Source organism: Lachnoanaerobaculum umeaense, from assembly GCF_003589745.1.
Taxonomy (GTDB): domain Bacteria; phylum Bacillota; class Clostridia; order Lachnospirales; family Lachnospiraceae; genus Lachnoanaerobaculum; species Lachnoanaerobaculum umeaense.
This window is the reverse complement of record NZ_CP032364.1, coordinates 2,744,738-2,763,450: the sequence shown is the minus strand read 5'-3', so window position 1 is coordinate 2,763,450 and position 18,713 is coordinate 2,744,738. Positions and strand designations below refer to the sequence as shown.

Here is an 18,713-nt window from a genome sequence, read left to right as displayed (position 1 = left end):
AGTCGTTACTTACGATGACCGGGGTATCAAAATATATTTTTATACCTTGGAGGTATTAAAATGGAGTATGAGAAGATGTTAGGTGTAGAGGCACCAAAGTCATGGACACATGTAGTTAGGGAAGTTCCGACAGTTACACAGGAACAAAGAAAGAAAGCCCTTGAAATGACTCATTATAATGAGTTTGCTTTCCCGGCAGGTCTTTTATATATAGACTGTCTTTCTGACTCAGGTACTACATCAATGACAGATACACAGTGGTCAGCTATGTTCCTTGCAGATGAATCCTATGGAAGAAACAAAGGTTACTATGTGCTTTTGGATGCATTCAGAGATGTATGGGAAAGAGGAGATGATCAGAAGAGACTCATCAACTACATCAAAGAAGGTGTTGATAAGGATGATGTAGAGAAGATGATGAATGAAGTGTACTTGGTTGACTATGAGGGTGGCTTTATCAATGGTGGTAAGTATCAACTTTCAAGACCTAACACATTTATTGTTCCACAGGGACGTTGTGCAGAGGCACTTTTATTTGATGTATTAAAGCCATTATTTGCAAAGAGATGGCCGGGAAAGGTATTTACTATTCCATCAAATGCACACTTTGATACTACAGAGGGCAATATCAAACAGATGGGAAATGTACCTAGAAATCTTTTCTATAAGGATATTTTGTTTGAAGTGCCTGAGGGTGGAAAGTATGAGAAGAATCCTTTTAAAGGGGATATGGATATTGACAAGCTAAACCAGCTTATTGAGGCTGTGGGAGTTGAAAATATTCCTCTAATCTACTCAACAGTAACTAACAACTCTGTATGTGGACAGGCAGTGTCTATGGGAAATATTAGGGAAGTTTCTAAGATTGCACATAAGTATAATATTCCATTTGTTATGGACGGTGCAAGATGGGCAGAAAATTGTTATTTCATAAAGATGAATGAAGAGGGTTATGCTGATAAGTCAATTTGTGAAATAGCAAAAGAAATGTTCTCTTACTTTGATGTTGTTTCTGCATCATTAAAGAAAAACGGACATGCAAACATGGGTGGAGTTTTAGCTTTTCGTGACAAAGGACTTTTCTGGCAGAAGTTCTCAGATTTTAATGAGGATGGAAGTGTAAAGACTGATATTGGACATCTTTTGAAGGTTCGACAGATATCTGCTTATGGTAATGACTCTTATGGTGGAATGTCAGGACATGATATTATGGCACTTTGTCAGGGTATGTATGAAGAAGCAAGATTTGATTATCAAGATGAGAGAGTAAGACAATGCCAGTATTTGGCAGATGGACTTACAGCAAATGGAGTTCCGGTTGTGCAGCCGGCAGGTGGACATGGAATCTATGTTGATGTAGACAAGTTCTTTAACTACAAGAGAGGACATGAAAGCTTTGCAGGTCAGGCACTTTCTTTGGAGATGATTCATCGTTATGGTATTCGTTGTTCAGAACTTGGAGATTTCTCTATGGAGTATGATTTGAAGACTCCTGAGCAACAAAAAGAGGTATGTAATGTTGTTCGTCTGGCTATCAATAGAAGTCAGTTCAGCAAGCAACATATGGACTATATAATTGCTGCATTGACACAACTCTACAAAGATAGAGATACTATTCCAAACCTAAAGATTACTTTTGGACATACATTGCCAATGAGACATTTCCATGCTTGGGCTGAGCCTGTTGTTCCATCTAAAGAAGAAATGTGTGATGAAGAAAATTTCAAATATTGGGAAAACAAATAAGAGGTATCTGCAGCCTGATCTGATATGAGGTTGGGCTGCTATCCAAAAAAGAAATTTACATTTTTCGGAAAGATGGAGGAAGTTTATGAGTTCAGATAATAATACATCTCTAAAGCAGGATGGTTTTAACTCACAAATTGGTTTCATCATAGAATGTGTAGGTTCAGCTGTGGGTATGGGAAATCTGTGGAGATTTCCGGTGCTAGTGTCAGCTTGGGGGGGTATGACTTTTCTGATTCCTTATTTCATATTTGTTATATTGATAGGAAGTACAGGAGTAGTAGAAGAAATCGCACTTGGAAGGAGCACAGGTAAAGGTCCCATAGGAGCATTTGGTGCAGCCATGGCATATGCAGGTAAAAGTAGAAAAGTGGGTGAAGGTATAGGAATCATACCTACTATAGGATCTTTGGCACTTGCTATAGGTTATTCCTGTGTTGTTGGCTGGATATTCAAATATGTAGTAATGGCATTCACCGGTCAACTATTTGCAATGGGTCAAGATATGAAGACTATTGGAGATACTTTTGGTTCTACAGCCGTTGCATTTGGAAACAATACTTGGATAATAATAGCACTTATTGTAAACTTTGCTATTATGGCATTTGGTGTTGCAGACGGTATCGAAAAGGCAAATAAGTTTATGATGCCATTGCTTTTTGTAATGATGATTGGACTTGCAGTTTATATAGGTGTACAACCGGGTGCAGCAGATGGATATAAGTATATATTTACAGTTAATCTTGCGAGATTAAAAGATATAAGACTTTGGATATTTGCATTTGGACAGGCGTTTTTCTCACTGTCTATTGCAGGAAATGGTACAGTTATATATGGTTCATATCTGAGCAAAAAAGAGGATGTGCCTTTCTCAGCAATGAATATAGCTGTATTTGATACAGTTGCAGCTCTCTTGGCAGCACTTGTTATTATACCGGCTATGGCTACATCAGGTGCAGAGCTTAGCGCAGGTGGACCGGGGCTTATGTTTATTTACCTTGTAAATATCATGAATAAAATGCCGGGTGGTATGATTGTAGGAATTATATTCTTTGTATGTGTTACATTTGCAGGACTTAGTTCCCTTGTAAACCTGTATGAAGCACCTGTGGCTACATTACAGCAGCAGTTTAGACTTAGTAGAATACAGTCTGTAGGAGTTATTGGAGTACTTGGTGTAGTTGTTGCAGTATTAATACAGGGAATAGTAGAAGGTTGGATGGATGCAGTATCCATCTATATTTGTCCGATAGGTGCGGTACTTGCTTCGGTAATGTTGTTCTTCATGTTTGGAAAGAAATACACTATGGAGGCAGTGAACACAGGGGCAAAGAAGCCAAAGGGAGACACTTGGTTCTTCCTTGGTAAATATGTGTATACCGGACTTGCATTATTGGCACTTATAGCAGGTGCAATCTACGGTGGAATCGGTTGATTAGCTATAAGCTATAGAGAGAAAATGTTTTTAAAAACTCCCATACCTGAGAGAAGGTTGGGAGTTTTTGTTATCTAAAGTAAGCTATAATAAAAAAATTAAAAAAGTTATTGACAAATCCTTGCATATAGAATATAGTAGCTAATATAAATTAGCACTCTATATAAATGAGTGCTAACAAATAAAGAAGGGAGGGGCGAATGGATTCAGAGGACAGGAAAGCGATTATTTTAAAAGCTATTATAAAGAATTATATGGAAACCGGGGAGCCGGTGGGTTCAAGAACTATTTCAAAGCTCCCTGAATTAAATTTGAGCTCTGCTACTATAAGAAATGAAATGAGTGATCTGGAAGATATGGGTTATATTTTACAGCCTCACACTTCGGCAGGACGTATTCCTTCAGATAAGGGATACAGATTTTATGTAGATGAGATCTTGAGAGAAAAGGAGATAGAAACTGAGGAGTTTAAGGATCTGATGTTCAAAAAAGTGGATAAATTGGAAACGGTCTTGAAGCAGTTGGCAAAGATTATTGCAAGAGACACCAATTATGCCGCGATGATATCAGGGCCTAGTATACACTCCAATAAAGTAAAGTTTTTGCAACTCTCAAAGATAGATAAGTTCAAGCTCCTTTTGGTGACAGTTGCTGAAGGTAATATTATCAATAATAAGATAATAGATATCGACAGCGAAATATTAGAGAGCGAAATCTTAAACTTGAATCTACTTATAAATACTTCATTAAACGGACTTACTGTGGAAGAGATAAACTTAAGCATTATGAATAAGCTAAGAATGGATGCAGGAGTTTATGGAGATATAGTGGATAAGGTTTTACGAGAAGTAGCAGCGGTGTTTGAAAGTGCTACTAACAATCTGGAGATATATACGAGCGGTACTACAAATATTTTTAAGTATCCTGAGCTCTCTGACAGAGAGAAGGCGAGTCAGCTGGTAAATGCTTTTGAGGAAAAGGATAAGCTTAAGGAAATACTTGCAGGGGTAAATGATAATGATAATGACGGTATCAGAGTATATATCGGAAATGAAGTGCCGATTTCAGATATGAGAGATCTTTCGGTAGTTACAGCCAATTATGAGATAGGCGAAGGACTTAGAGGATCTATCGGTATAGTGGGACCAAAGAGAATGGACTATGAGAAAGTATTAAAGACTATAAAGACTGTGATGGCATCGCTGGATGAGCAGTTTAATAATGATGAATAGAGGAGAGGGCTGTGAAAGAAAAAGATTTAAAAAGAGAACATGATGAGAACAAAAAAGTTACAGAAGGCGAAGAATTAGAAGAGCCTGTTGTCGAGACCGAGGAAACACCTGAGGAGGCAGCGGCAAAGGCGGCAGCTATGGAAGCCGAAGTAGAAGAAGCTTTTGGTGATGAAAACATTGAAAAGGCTGATAAAAAGGACATTGTCATTGCAGATTTGACAGACAGACTTAAAAGAAGCATGGCGGAGTTTGATAATTTCAGAAAGAGAAGTGAAAAAGAAAAAGCTACCATGTTTGATATGGGAGCAAGAAGTGTGGCTGAAAAACTTTTGCCGATAGTTGACAATTTTGAAAGGGCAATGACTGCAACACCTGCAGAGGGTGAAGGCAGAGCTTTTGCTGATGGAATAGCAATGATATACAATCAAATGACAAAGACTTTTGAAGATTTGGGAGTTAAGCCGATTGATTGCGTAGGGAAAGAGTTTGATCCTAACTTACACAATGCAGTTATGCATATAGAAGATGAGAATTTAGGCGAAAATATTGTTGCAGAGGAACTTTTAAAAGGATATATGTACAAGGACGGTGTTCTTAGACATAGTATGGTAAAGGTTGCAAATTAATTTTTGAGACTATATTTTGCTTTGTAAAGACAAAGTGAGATATTTTATATAAATTTAGAAAATACAAATTTTGATTTATTAGGAGGATAAAATAATGGGTAAGATTATTGGTATAGATTTAGGTACAACAAATAGCTGTGTAGCAGTTATGGAGGGTGGAAAGCCTGTAGTTATTCCAAATTCGGAAGGTTCAAGAACAACACCTTCAGTTGTAGCGTTCACAAAGACAGGTGAGAGACTTATAGGTGAGCCTGCAAAGCGTCAGGCAGTTACAAATGCAGACAGAACAATCTCTTCAATCAAGAGACATATGGGTACAGATTATAAGGTAACAATAGACGGTAAGTCATACACACCACAGGAGATATCAGCTATGATTCTTCAGAAGTTGAAAGCTGATGCAGAGAGCTATCTGGGTGAGAAGGTTACAGAGGCTGTTATCACTGTTCCTGCATATTTCAACGATGCACAGCGTCAGGCTACAAAGGATGCAGGTAAGATTGCAGGTCTTGATGTAAAGAGAATTATCAATGAGCCTACAGCCGCAGCTCTTGCTTACGGTCTTGACAATGATGCTGAGCAAAAGATTATGGTATATGACCTTGGTGGCGGTACATTCGACGTTTCAATAATTGAAATCGGTGACGGAGTTATAGAGGTTTTGGCTACAAATGGTGATACACATCTTGGTGGTGACGACTTTGACAATAAGATTACAGATTGGCTTGTAAGTGAGTTTAAGAAGGCAGAGGGTGTGGATCTTTCAGCAGACAAGATGGCACTTCAAAGACTTAGAGAAGCTGCAGAGAAGGCTAAAAAAGAGCTTTCAACAGCAACAACAACAAATATCAATTTGCCATTTATAACTGCAACCGCAGAGGGGCCAAAGCATCTTGATATGACTCTTACAAGAGCTAAGTTTGATGAGCTTACACTTGACCTTATTGAAAGAACAGCTATTCCTGTACAGAATGCTCTTAAGGATGCAGGTATTACAGCAAGCGATCTTGGAAAGGTATTACTTGTAGGTGGATCTACAAGAATGATCAATGCACAGGAGAAGGTAAAAGCTCTTACAGGTATGGAGCCTTCAAAGAGCATCAACCCTGATGAGGGTGTTGCAATCGGTGCAGGTATTCAGGGCGGTAAGCTTTCAGGAGAAGGCGGTGCAGGAGATGTATTGCTTCTTGATGTTACTCCTCTTTCACTTTCAATCGAGACAATGGGTGGTGTAGCTACAAAACTTATCGAAAGAAATACTACAATTCCTACAAAGAAGAGCCAGGTGTTCTCTACAGCCGCAGACAATCAGGAAGCTGTTGACATCCATGTAGTACAGGGTGAGAGACAGTTTGCAAGAGATAACAAGACTTTAGGACAGTTCAGACTTGACGGTATTTTACCTGCAAGAAGAGGTGTTCCACAGATAGAGGTTACATTTGATATTGATGCAAACGGTATCGTTAATGTATCTGCAAAGGATCTTGGAACAGGTAAGGAGCAGCATATCACAATTACAGCAGGTTCAAACATGTCAGACAGTGATATAGAGAAGGCTGTAAAGGAAGCTGCTGAGTTTGAGGCACAGGATAAGAAGAGAAAAGAAGGCATTGATGCAAGAAATGAAGCTGACTCTATAGTATTCCAGACTGAGAATGCATTAAAAGAGGTTGGTGATAATCTTGATGCAAATGATAAGGCAGCAGTCGAAGCAGATCTTGCCACATTAAAGGAGGCTATCAATAGAGCACCTATCGATGCTATGACAGATGATCAGATAAATGATATCAAGGCGGGCAAAGAGAAGCTTATGGAAAGTGCTCAGAAGCTTTTTGCAAAGGTATATGAGCAGGCAGGTGCAGCACAGAATACAGGTGCAGCAGGTGCTGACACAGCAGGAGCACAAGAAACTGCTACATCTTCAGATGATGATGTAATTGATGGTGATTTTAAAGAGGTATAATAAGGAGAAGTAACTGATGGCAGAGAGTAAAAGAGATTACTATGAAGTACTTGGCGTTGATAAAAATGCTGATGACTCTGCAATAAAAAAGGCGTACAGATTGCTGGCTAAAAAGTATCATCCAGATTCAAATCCTGATAATCCTGAAGCTGAGAAAAAGTTTAAGGAAGCTAGTGAAGCCTATTCAGTACTAAGTGACCCTGACAAAAGAAGACAGTATGACCAGTTTGGTCATGCTGCCTTTGATGGTGGTGCAGGTGCAGGTGCCGGAGGCGGAGGATTCGGAGGCTTTTCCGGATTTGATTTTGGCGGTGAGGATATCTTTGGAGATCTCTTTGGAGGTATGTTTGGCGGCGGCGGAAGCAGAGCCACAAGAACAGGTCCGATGAAGGGAGCAAATGTCAGAGCATCAGTGAGACTTACATTTGAAGAAGGGGTTTTTGGATGTAAGAAGGAAATCAAAGTAAACTTCAAGGAAGAATGTGCGACATGCCATGGTTCGGGAGCTAAAGCAGGAACTTCACCTACCACTTGTCCAAAATGTAATGGCAAGGGTCAGGTAATATATTCACAGCAGACTCTGTTTGGCACTATGCAGAATGTAAAGACCTGTCCTGAATGTAACGGTACAGGAAAGATCATTAAGGATAAATGTCCAGATTGTAATGGTAAGGCATATATTCAAAAGAAAAAGAGTTTTGAGGTTGATATACCTGCAGGTATAGATAATGGTATGTCTATAAGAATGGCAGGAGGTGGAGAGCCGGGAATAAACGGCGGTCCAAGAGGGGACCTGCTTGTAGAGGCTATAGTAAGTCCACATCCTATATTTAAACGCCAAGAAACTAATATTTTTTCTACAGTGCCTATAAGCTTTGCAAAGGCAGCACTGGGTGGAAGTATCAGAGTAAAGACTGTAGATGGAGAAGTGGAAGTAGCTGTAAAGGCAGGAACACAGACAGATACAAGAATAAGGCTAAAGGGTAAGGGAGTACCTTTCCTTAGAAATAAAAATACTAGAGGTGACCACTATATAACATTGGTGGTTTCAGTACCTACAAAGCTTTCAAAAGAACAAAAGGAAGCACTGGAAGCATTTGATGCAGCAATGAATAAATAAAATATAAGAGAAAGCCACGATTTGGTGGCTTTTTTTGCGTTCATATTTGACGGAAATACTACTGTGAAGTATAATTTAGAACAGAAAGAAAGCTAAAACAGCGAGGTGTATTAATATGGGAAAAATCACATTAGAGAGATGCGAAATAGAGGGGTTATGTGTAATTACTCCTACAGTGTTTAAAGATGATAGAGGATATTTTGTAGAAACATATAATCAGAATGATTTCAAAGAGGCAGGACTTGATATGGTTTTTGTACAGGACAATCAGTCAAAGTCATCTAAAGGAGTACTTCGTGGATTACATTTCCAAAAGGAGCATCCACAGGGAAAGCTTGTAAGAGTATTAAGTGGTGAAGTATATGATGTGGCAGTGGATCTGAGAAAGAACTCAAAGACATTTGGAAAGTACTTTGGTGTACTTCTTTCTGATGAGAACAAGAAGCAATTCTATATACCGGAAGGTTTTGCACATGGTTTTGTGGTACTTTCAGATGAGGCGGTATTTGCATACAAATGTACAGACTTCTATCATCCAAATGATGAGGGTGGTCTTATATACAATGACCCTGATATAGGCATTGACTGGCCTATAGAGGGAATTAATCTGATAATGTCTGAGAAGGATACAAAGTGGAAAGGTCTTAAAGAAACATTTAAGTTTGATTGATTTTAATGATGGAATCCTGTGAATTCACAGGATTCCTGATATATTTGTCAATAAAACTTTATAATAAATAATGAATGGAAAAAGATATGAATATAATATCGCTTATACGAGAAATATTAAAATCAAGAGCAATCATATGGGATTTGGCAAAGGCTGATTTTAAGAAACGCTTTGTTGGGTCCTATTTTGGTATTGCATGGATGTTTGTTCAGCCGGTAGTTACTGTACTTATATATTTCCTAATCTTTCAAATGGGATTTAAGAGTACACCGCCTGTACCGGGAGTTCCCTATGTAGTATGGCTGGTTCCGGGTATTGTACCATGGTTTTTCTTTGCTGAGACTCTAAATTTGGGAACGAATGTACTTTCAGAATATAATTACCTTGTAAAAAAAGTAGTGTTTAATGTATCCATATTGCCTGTTATCAAGGTGATTTCCTGCCTTATAGTACATGGGATCTTTGTAGTGATAATGATAACCATGACTTTAGCATTTGGTAGATTACCTATGGTAAGTTGGATTGGAATAGTGTATTACAGCTTCTGTTTGTCAATATTTGCACTTGCAATAATATATATAACCTGTGCAATCAATGTATTTTTTAAGGATATGGCACAGATAGTGGGAATTGCATTACAGTTTGGAATGTGGATGACACCTATAATGTGGGATCCAACAATGTTCTCATATTTCCCGGCAAAGGTTGAAAAGATAATGAAATTAAATCCTGTATATTATATTGTGGTTGGATATAGAGACAGCATACTCAGAGGAGATTTTTTCTTTGAGAGACCGGGACTAACAGTATATTTTTGGGTGGTTACTGTAATATTGTTACTTATCGGACTTAGAATGTTTAATAAGTTAAGACCACATTTTTCAGATGTATTATAAGGAGAAGTATGCAGAGCAATTTAGCAATAAATGTCTGTGATGTTACCAAGATCTACAGACTATATGATAAGCCTATAGACAGGTTAAAGGAGAGTATTTCCCTTACACATAAAAAATATCATAAGGAATTTTTTGCCTTGGATAAAATATCCTTTTGTGTAGAAAAGGGTTCTACGGTGGGAATTATAGGAACAAACGGCTCAGGAAAGTCAACGATATTAAAAATCATAACCGGAGTATTAAATCCCACTACAGGAAGTGTGGAAGTTGACGGAAACATTTCCGCACTTTTAGAGCTTGGTGCGGGCTTTAATATGGACTATACCGGCATTGAAAATATATATATGAACGGAACTATGATGGGCTTTAGCAGAGAGCAGATGGAGGCAAAGCTTCCTGAGATCTTAGAGTTTGCTGATATAGGTGACTTTGTGTATCAGCCTGTAAAAACCTATTCATCAGGTATGTTTGTAAGACTTGCTTTTGCACTTGCAATAAACGTAGAGCCTGAGATTTTGATAGTGGATGAGGCACTTTCAGTAGGAGACGTTTTTTTCCAGGCCAAATGCTACAGAAGAATGGAAGAGATAAGAAAGACCGGTACTACCATATTGATGGTAACCCATGATATGGGAAGTGTAATAAAGTACTGTGACAAGGTAATACTTTTAAACAAGGGAGAGTTTTTGGCGGAAGGTCCTGCAGGAGAAATGGTGGATTTATACAAGAAGATCTTAGCAGGCAGAATGGACGATCTGGAAGCTGATCTTGCAAAGAGGCTGGACAGTAATTTTTCAGATATGATGGAATTAAACAATGATATAAATAAGACACATGCAAAAGAATATAATGGTCTTATGAAGGAAAAGATTTCCATCAATCCGAATAAAACAGAGTATGGTGACGGTAGGGCTGAGATATACGATTTGGGACTTTTAGATTCTAAGGGAGAGCTTACCAATCTTTTGCTGAAAGGAGAAGAGTTTACCATCAGAGAAAAGATAAGGTTTAATGCAAATATAGAATCTCCTATATTTACATTCACTATTAAAGATAAAAAAGGAACAGAACTTAGTGGTACCAATACAATGTTTGAAGGTGTACCTGTAAAGCCTGTAAAGCCGGGTGATGAAGCAGTTGTGGAATTCAAGCAGAAAATGACATTACAGGGTGGAGAGTATCTTCTAAGTATGAGTTGTACCGGATTCGAAGATGGTACACATGTTGTATATCACAGACTCTATGATGTTACATTCATAACAGTTATTTCAAATAAGAATACTGTGGGTGTTTATGATATGGAATCAAAGGTAAAACTTACTCAAAAAAGTAATTAAAAGGGAGAGAAAATGAGTCTTTTAGAACTTTCAAAAAAGTATGGAAAAGATGAATATAGCCTTTTGAAAGAAAATCCTAGTTTAGAAAATCTATCTTTCTTTTCATCACTATCTCTTGGAAATACAGAATGGATAGATATAAAGGGAAAGACATTATTTTTAGGTAGTCAAATAGCTATATTGGATGATTTATGTAATAAATCAAAGGTTTATATTTATGAAGACGATGCGGAAAGACTTGGAAGTGTACAGGCTGTTTTTGACATTGATATAGAATATATATCCGATTTTGATAGCATAAATCTTAATGAGTTTGATACCGTTATTGCCTATGGTAGTGAGAAGGTGTCTAAGTTAATACGAAAAGAAAAGCCAAATACAAAGCTGGTTTTGATATTTGATAATAAATATGGAATGAACTACTTTGAAGAAGAGTTTGGAGACAAAGAAAAAGAAGCTTTAAGTGTAAAAGCTGTAAGAGAGTGGATCGGTGAGCATTCCACATATTATCCATATCCTAACTATAGATATGTATATAAACTCTTCTCAGATAAGGAGATGCCGGGAGCAGGTGAGCTTTCACAGATAAAGGCATATGATTACCCCAGGTTCGCCCTTAAAGATATCGGAGAAAGGTTTTCTCAGGCTGCAAAAACAGGAGATTTTGACAGCTTTGCAAACTCATATATTATAGTTGCCGGTGGGAGTGAGGAGAATGTCTATATCAAATATAACAGAACCAGACTTCCAAAGTATCAGATAAAGACGGAAATAAGAATTAAAGATGATAAAAAGTACGTTGTAAAGTCTGCTTTAAAGAGAGAAAGTATTCCGCATATTTTGGGTATGTATGATGGTAAAAAGCGTATAAAAAACGACAGTGTGACAGTTCTTGAAGGAACTTTTAAAAATGCCGGAGAAATGAACTTTCCTTTTGTAAATGGAAAGTCTTTAAGCAGGCTTTGTGAAGATTACATTGAAAAAGATATTAATGGGTTTATAGAAGGTGTTAAAGAGTATCTTAAAAAGATAGTGGATGAGGATGCTCTTAATCTGGATGCTATATTTGATAATTTTATATTTGATGGAGAGAAGTTTATTGCAATAGATTGTGAGTGGATATTTGACGAGTCAATGGATTTTATAAAGGACAGAGAGCTATTTATAAAATACCGTGCATTACATATTTTCTATCAAAATAATGCAGATAAGATTCAGAATAATTTTAGTTTAACTGAAACTGATTTTATGGCAAGGTTCGGTATAGATGATATTGACGGAATGGACTTTATCGAAAGAAGCTTCCAAGATTATATACATGGAGATTATCAGGAAGTTTATCTTGACAATTACTTTGTAGAGACTATAAGTCATGAAACTTTAAATGAGGGATTGGAAGCACTTGCCGAATTGCCACATGCAAAGAATAAGATTATAGAACTTTCTGAGATAAATAAGGATAGAGAACTGATAGTTAAAGAACTGACTAGACTTAGAACTCTTACAGATAATCATGTAAATAATCTGGGTATAATAATAGATAATTTAAGACATGAGAATGAAGAGCTTTCAAAGACCTTGAATGTTTACAATAGTAATCTTTCTATTCCTTTTAGGATCAGAAGAAAGCTAAGCACTATATACAACAGAAAATACCCAAAAGGAAGTGTGGAAAGAAAGAAGTTAAATTACAGGCTTATGAGTATTTTCCATCCTATAAAGTATTTTAAGCTTACTCATTCAGAACAGGGAAGAAACCTTATAGAGGGAGAGTTTAAGATAGGTGATCTATACAGAGAAAAGGGAAAGCTAAACTTCCCATATGTAGAAAACCCAAAGGTAAGCATTATTATACCTGTATACAATCAGATACATTATACCTATGCCTGTCTGGTATCTCTTTTAGAAAACACTCAGGGGTATGATTATGAGATAATTATTGCGGATGATGTGTCCACGGATGCTACAAAGGAAATAGATAATTTTGTAAGCGGACTTGTGATTGCAAGAAATGTGACAAATCAGGGATTTTTAAAGAATTGTAATAATGCAGCCAAAAAGGCAAGAGGCGAGTACATATTCTTTTTAAATAATGATACAACCGTAGAAAAGGATTGGCTGTCGCCACTTATAAAATTACTGGAGTCTGATAAGGGTATAGGAATGGTAGGCTCAAAACTTATATATCCTGACGGCAGACTGCAAGAAGCAGGTGGTATTATATGGAGTGATGGAAGTGGCTGGAACTATGGAAGATGTGATGATCCAAACAAGCCTGAGTACAATTATGTGAGAGATGTGGATTATATATCAGGTGCGGCGATAATGCTTAGTCGAAAGCTTTGGGAAGATATTGGAGGCTTTGATGAGAGATATGCACCTGCATACTGTGAGGATTCAGACCTTGCTTTTGAAGTGAGAAAAAGAGGCTTGAGAGTGGTATATCAGCCGCTCAGTGTGGTAGTTCATTTTGAGGGTGTATCAAATGGTACGGATGTGAATGGTACAGGACTTAAGAGATATCAGGTAGAGAACAACAAAAAGCTTCAGGAAAAATGGAGTGAGGAGTTCAAAAACCAGTACGACAATGTTGGAGTACCAAATGGCTTCAGAGCCAGAGAAAGAAGCATGGGCAAAAAGGTTATTTTATTTGTAGATCACTATGTTCCGACCTTTGATAAGGATGCCGGATCAAAGACTACTTTCCAGTATATAAAGATGTTTATAGAAAGAGGATATGTAGTTAAGTTCCTTCCTGATAACTTTGCTAAATCAGAGCCATATACAGGAATTCTGGAGCAGATGGGTGTAGAGGTATTATATGGCAATGAGATGAGAACAAATATATTTGAATGGATTGAAAGCAATCAGGCAAATATTGATATCGCATATCTTAATAGACCACATATCGCCACCAAGTATATTGATTTTATCAAAGAAAAAACTGATATAAAAATAATATACTATGGTCACGATCTGCACTTCCTGCGTGAAAGAAGAGAGTATGAACTTACCGGAGATGTTGAAAGAAAAAATGCAAGTTCATATTGGAAGAGTATGGAGCTTGATCTTATGAGAAAGGCAAGTATAAGCTACTATCCTTCAAATGTGGAGGTAGACTATATACATACCTTTGACAAGAAGATAAATGCAAAAGCGATAACAGCCTATGTTTTTGAAAAGTTTGGCAATATTGACTACAATCCCGATATCAGAGAGGGTGTACTGTTTGTGGGAGGGTTTTCACATCCTCCAAATGCAGATGCGCTGAAGTATTTCCTTGATAATATGTGGGATGAAATCTATGCACAGATAAAAGTACCTTTTTATATAGTCGGTTCAAATGCTACGGATGAGATAAAGGCTCTTCACAATGAAGCCAAAGGAATTATATTTAAAGGTTTTGTAAGTGAAGAAGAGCTGAAAGAATTGTATGAGAAGGTAAGACTTGTTGTAGTACCTCTAAGATACGGAGCAGGAGTAAAGGGCAAGGTAATAGAGGCTCTATATTACAATGATCCTGTAATAACCACAGGTGTTGGAGCAGAGGGTATAGACAACTCATATAATCAAATGCTTGTCGCAGATGAGCCGGGTGATTTTGTAAACAAATGCGTTACACTTTATAACGACAAAGAAGCTCTTAAAAATATGAGCAAGGCAGCAGATGATTATGTAAAGAATAAACACAGTATAGAAGCGGTTTGGGACATAATAAGGGAAGATTTTTAGGAGCCAATATGGAAAAAGAATTCTATGCAAGGGTTTTTGAAGAAGTTCTCCGACTTACAAATGATGGATTTATTGTAGTAGATGCAAATGCCATAGTTATTGATATTAATGATAGCTATAGTTCTTTCTTAGGAAGAAAAAAAGAAGACATTGTAGGTAGACCTATTACAGATATTATTCCAAATAGTAAGATGGCTGATATTATGATGAATGAGTACACAGAAGAATTGGTATTGCACAAATATCAGACGGGATATGTAAAGGATTCATCAAATGATTTTGTGCTTGTCAGCCGTACATATGTTAAAGATTCTAATGGAAATACTATTGGTGGAGTTGCACAGGTACATTTTCGTGAACAGTCAGTAAATACTGCCAGGCGAATGATAAAAGAATACAACGAGCTGGAATTTCTTAGAGAACAGTATCAAATATTTAGTGAATCACAGCTTGGAGTAAAAGATATAATTGGTAAGAGTGATGTTATTTTAAACAAGAAAAGAGAAGCTATACAGGCTTCTAAAACTAATTTTCCGGTACTAATAACTGGAGAAAGTGGAACCGGGAAAGAGGTATTTGCCAGGATAATACACTACTCAGGAATTAGAAGAAATAAACCTTTCATTTGTGTAAACTGTGCAGCTATTCCAAGTGAATTGTTGGAATCAGAATTGTTTGGATATGAAGAGGGAGCTTTTACCGGTGCCAAAAAAGGCGGAAGAAAAGGCAAGTTTATGCAGGCTGATGGTGGCACAATATTCTTGGATGAAATAGGTGATATGCCACTTCTCATGCAGGCAAAGATTTTGAGAATATTACAAGAGAAGGAAGTGGATACAGTAGGAGGAAATAATCCTATACCAATAGATGTTCGTATAATATCTGCAACCAGAAGAAATCTTGAACAAATGATTATTGACGGTACTTTTAGAGAGGATTTATATTACAGACTAAATGTCATTAATTTGCACTTACCTCCTCTTCGTAGCAGAGTTGAGGATATACCTTTACTTGTACAGTATTTTATAAATAGGTTAAATACGGAGTACAAATTAAATGTTGAAATAGATAAAAAGGTATTAGAGGCTTTTTGCTGCCATGTTTGGAATGGTAATGTGAGAGAACTTGAAAACGTTATAAAAGGCGCGTATGCTGTTTGTGATGGGTTAGAAATAGTATTATCAGACTTACCGGTTAAGTTTGAAGCTTTTATGAATGACGGATTAAATAAAAATAGAGATATAACCAATAATAAGGATAAGATTATTCAAGATATTGAATTAGGTTCTGTTGAAGAAGTACATTCTATCGGTTCAATGAAGAAGTATTTAATGGAAAAGGAAAAAGAGATAATAATATCAGCTTACAATAGATTTAATAGTGTACGTAAAGCAGCGGGATATTTAGGTATGAGTGTTCCTACTTTCGTAAGAAAGTGGCAAATGTATAGGGATTAGCCTTAAGTTATAATAGAATAATTTATTTTAGTATCGTATCATTTTTGGAGCGTATCATTTATGAGTGCTTCAAAAATGATACGATATTTTTGCTTTTTATGCAAAATTAACAAAGATATTAACTTAAATAAGTTTTTAACAAATCAATAATTGTGTAAATTTTTATCAAAAAATTGGCATGGAAATTGCAGTATATATAAGTATAGAATGATAATCCGGATATCATAAAAATATTTTGATAAGATAATTATTACAATGGTGGTCGTATTACATTGTAAGAGGAGGTATTGTATGAAGTTTAGTGAAGCTATAAACACTACGGAATATGTCAAGGGAAGTATTGATGGACGAATTGCTATATTGACCATGAATAGACCTAAAGCATTAAATGCTTTAAACAATCAAACATTAGGAGAACTTGAATTATTGTTTGATGCTATTGAAGAAGATGGTGATATTTTAGGAGTTATTATCACCGGAGAAGGCAGAGCTTTTGTTGCGGGAGCAGACATTTCTCAAATGTCAGGATATGGTGTAAAAGAGGGAAGACTTTATTCTGATAGGGCACAGAAATTATTTAATAAAATTGAAAGTTTAGAAAAACCTGTTATTGCGGCAGTAAATGGATTTGCACTTGGTGGAGGATGTGAGCTTGCAATGAGCTGTGATATAAGAATTGCGTCTAATAAAGCAATATTTGGACAACCTGAGGCAAATTTAGGTTTAATACCATGCTTTGGCGGTACTCAAAGATTACCAAGATTAGTTGGTGTAGGAATTGCAAAAGAACTTATATACACTTGTAGACAGGTCAAGGCTGATGAAGCCGTAAGTATAGGATTGGCAAATAAACTTGTTGATGAAACAAAGTTAATGGATGAGGCAAAAGATATGATGGAAATGATCTTAAGCAGATCACCTATTGCAATAAGTTATTGCAAGACTGCTATAAATCGTGGATCTGATACAGATATTAGAAATGGTCTAGAAATAGAAAAAGAATGCTGGGCTGTTGTTTTTGGTAACGAAGATAAAAAGGAAGGAATTGAGGCATTTCTTGAGAAAAGAGCACCTCAGTTCCCAAGTAAAAAGCAATAGATGTATTAATAAAGAAAAGAGGAGCTATAAATGGATACAATTGGAATTATTGGAATAGCTTTAGCATTTATACTACTGACATTCCTTATTATGAAGGGCTTAAATATTTTTTTAACAGTTTTTCTCACAACACTTGTTGTAGCAGTAACAACTCAAATGCCTATCTATGAAGCCTATAAAACCAATTTTATGGGTGGATTTAGTGGGTTCTTTCAAAATTATTTTTTACTGTTTTTGACAGGTACATTATTGGCAAAGGCAATGGATGTTACAGGAGCTGCAAGATCAATAGCTATGACTATAATAAAAGTAATGGGTAAGGACTTGGCATTTATTTCAGTACCAATTGCATGTGGAGTTTTAGCCTATGGAGGAGTTACAGCACATGTGTGTGCATTCTGCGTATTTTCTATAGCATTACAGGTCTTTAAGGCTGCTGATATACCAAGAAGGTGTATACCGGGTGCGCTATGTTTTGGATGCTCAACATTTGCAATGATTTCACCGGGGGCTGTTCAAATTCATAATGCAGTGCCATCAAATAATTTAGGAACACCATATACTGCAGGATTTGTTAATGGTTGGATATCATGTATATTTATGCTGATTGCAGGTTTGATATGGTTAAAGGCCTATATTAAAAAGGTGAAGGATAGAGGAGAACATTTTGTGGCTATAGAAGGTGATGATGTATCAGATAATAGTGATAAGAAGTTACCTCATCCACTTGTTGCCATATTACCATTAGTGGTGACCATTATTCTTGTTAACTTAAAGAATAGTGAGGGAGCATCTATGGTGCCTGTTGAGATAGCTGTATTTGCAGGTACTGTTTCAGCAATTATAGTAATGTTCAATCATGTTGAAAAAGGAATGCTTAGCAAGACTTTTACAGATGGTATACAGATGTGTCTTTCAGCAGTAACTGCCACAAGTGCTGTTGTAGGTTTCGGAGCGGTTGTGTCACATTCCAAGCAATTTTCAATTATAACAAATGCCATGATAAATATACCGGGTCCAAAACTCCTATCTCTTTTAATAGGTACAACTGTTATAGCAGGAATTTGCGGTAGTGCTTCAGGCGGACTTGGAATAGCTGTTCCTATACTGGGTCCGGTATACACAGCATTAGGTATACAAGCATCAGCAGTACATAGAGTGATGGCTTTGTCATCATCTGCATTGGATTCATTACCACATAATGGATATATAGTAACAGTAACTAATGGACTTTGTAGAGAAACACATAAAGCTTCATATGGACTTACATTCAGACTTACTGTTATAGTTCCATTTCTAGGTTCACTATTGGGAGTATTATTATTTACACTATTTCCTAATTTACCGTAATAGAAGATCTATTGTGTAAGCATTTATAAAAATTAGTATATATAGAAAGGG

General features: G+C 36.7%; 13 protein-coding genes. All 13 read left to right on the top strand.

The window, feature by feature from the left end:
* Nucleotides 1-60: 60 nt before the first annotated feature.
* The 13 genes from D4A81_RS12835 (at nt 61) to D4A81_RS12775 (ending at nt 18,662) form a co-directional block, all read left to right on the top strand.
* On the top strand, nt 61-1,746 hold the full coding sequence (locus D4A81_RS12835; RefSeq protein ID WP_111525785.1) for a tryptophanase: 1,686 nt from the start codon (nt 61-63) through the stop codon (nt 1,744-1,746).
* An 85-nt stretch (nt 1,747-1,831) separates the two neighbouring features.
* Complete coding sequence (locus tag D4A81_RS12830; protein ID WP_111525786.1) at nt 1,832-3,181, top strand: sodium-dependent transporter; 1,350 nt, start codon at nt 1,832-1,834, stop codon at nt 3,179-3,181.
* Nucleotides 3,182-3,381: 200 nt separating this feature from the next.
* Nucleotides 3,382-4,413 carry a heat-inducible transcriptional repressor HrcA gene (gene hrcA, locus D4A81_RS12825; RefSeq protein WP_111525787.1) on the top strand — a complete coding sequence of 344 codons (1,032 nt, stop codon included), beginning with the start codon at nt 3,382-3,384 and terminating at the stop codon, nt 4,411-4,413.
* A gap of 11 nt (nt 4,414-4,424) precedes the next feature.
* On the top strand, nt 4,425-5,039 hold the full coding sequence (gene grpE / locus D4A81_RS12820; protein WP_111525788.1) for a nucleotide exchange factor GrpE: 615 nt from the start codon (nt 4,425-4,427) through the stop codon (nt 5,037-5,039).
* Between the two features lie 94 nt (nt 5,040-5,133).
* Nucleotides 5,134-7,002, top strand: coding sequence for a molecular chaperone DnaK (gene dnaK / locus D4A81_RS12815; protein ID WP_111525789.1), 1,869 nt, complete (start codon nt 5,134-5,136; stop codon nt 7,000-7,002).
* Between the two features lie 16 nt (nt 7,003-7,018).
* Entirely contained in the window at nt 7,019-8,122 is a 1,104-nt protein-coding gene (gene dnaJ, locus D4A81_RS12810) for a molecular chaperone DnaJ (RefSeq protein WP_111525790.1), read from the top strand.
* Between the two features lie 115 nt (nt 8,123-8,237).
* Nucleotides 8,238-8,792 carry a dTDP-4-dehydrorhamnose 3,5-epimerase gene (gene rfbC, locus D4A81_RS12805; protein ID WP_111525791.1) on the top strand — a complete coding sequence of 185 codons (555 nt, stop codon included), beginning with the start codon at nt 8,238-8,240 and terminating at the stop codon, nt 8,790-8,792.
* Between the two features lie 86 nt (nt 8,793-8,878).
* Nucleotides 8,879-9,688, top strand: a complete 810-nt coding sequence (locus tag D4A81_RS12800) for an ABC transporter permease (protein WP_172621805.1) — start codon at nt 8,879-8,881, stop codon at nt 9,686-9,688.
* Between the two features lie 8 nt (nt 9,689-9,696).
* Complete coding sequence (locus D4A81_RS12795; RefSeq protein ID WP_111525793.1) at nt 9,697-11,025, top strand: ABC transporter ATP-binding protein; 1,329 nt, start codon at nt 9,697-9,699, stop codon at nt 11,023-11,025.
* A 12-nt stretch (nt 11,026-11,037) separates the two neighbouring features.
* Entirely contained in the window at nt 11,038-14,757 is a 3,720-nt protein-coding gene (locus D4A81_RS12790; protein ID WP_111525794.1) for a glycosyltransferase, read from the top strand.
* 8 nt (nt 14,758-14,765) lie between these two features.
* Nucleotides 14,766-16,214, top strand: coding sequence for a sigma-54 interaction domain-containing protein (locus D4A81_RS12785; protein WP_111525795.1), 1,449 nt, complete (start codon nt 14,766-14,768; stop codon nt 16,212-16,214).
* 291 nt (nt 16,215-16,505) lie between these two features.
* Nucleotides 16,506-17,312 carry an enoyl-CoA hydratase-related protein gene (locus D4A81_RS12780; protein WP_111525796.1) on the top strand — a complete coding sequence of 269 codons (807 nt, stop codon included), beginning with the start codon at nt 16,506-16,508 and terminating at the stop codon, nt 17,310-17,312.
* A 30-nt stretch (nt 17,313-17,342) separates the two neighbouring features.
* Nucleotides 17,343-18,662, top strand: a complete 1,320-nt coding sequence (locus D4A81_RS12775; RefSeq protein WP_111525797.1) for a GntP family permease — start codon at nt 17,343-17,345, stop codon at nt 18,660-18,662.
* Nucleotides 18,663-18,713 lie beyond the last annotated feature (51 nt).